At 52.8% G+C, this 574-nt stretch carries 1 protein-coding gene and 1 pseudogene; both read right to left on the bottom strand.

Features of this window, described 5'->3' with window-relative positions; genetic code table 11:
* Positions 1-328, bottom strand: a 328-nt coding sequence (locus tag LB462_RS31000; protein WP_505483637.1) for an ABC transporter permease family protein, incomplete at its 3' end; no start/stop codon positions are given.
* A gap of 88 nt (positions 329-416) precedes the next feature.
* Positions 417-574: pseudogene (locus tag LB462_RS31005) on the bottom strand (sugar ABC transporter permease); the annotation flags it as partial.

Consider the following 574-nt stretch of genomic DNA (forward strand, 5'->3'; position numbering starts at 1 on the left):
GCAGCCAAAAGAACAAATGCTTGTCGCCGAGGAACCGGTAGCGCGAGAAGGCATAGGCTGCAGGCAGGGCCACCAGCACCGAGATCACCGTGTTCATCACCACATAGATGATGGAATTGATATAGCCCTTGTACCAGGATGGATCGGTGAAGATCACCGCATAATTGTTCAGGGTCGGGTTCTGCGGCCAAAGTGCAAATGAGTTCATGATCTCATTGTTTGTCTTGAAACTCATATTGATGAGCCAGTAGATCGGCAGCATCAAAAAGATGATGTACAGCGTCGGGATCAGCCACCAGAACTTCGATTCATCGCCGCGCTTGCGCATCTGTCGCGCCAGCGCCTTTGCGATTTTTCCTTGCTGGATGTCGTCATGCCTGGATGTCCGGGGAAGGCTCGCGTCGTTAACATTCATGTCAGCGCTCCGCATCGTAATTGGTCATGACGGTGTAGAAGACCCATGACAGCAAGAGAATGATCAGGAAGTAGATGATCGACATGGCCGCGGCAGGCCCAAGATCGAACTGGCCGACCGCCATCTTGACGAGATCGATCGACAGGAACGTCGTCGAAC

Source organism: Phyllobacterium chamaecytisi, from assembly GCF_020164455.1.
In the GTDB taxonomy this organism is placed as follows: Bacteria; Pseudomonadota; Alphaproteobacteria; order Rhizobiales; family Rhizobiaceae; genus Phyllobacterium; species Phyllobacterium chamaecytisi.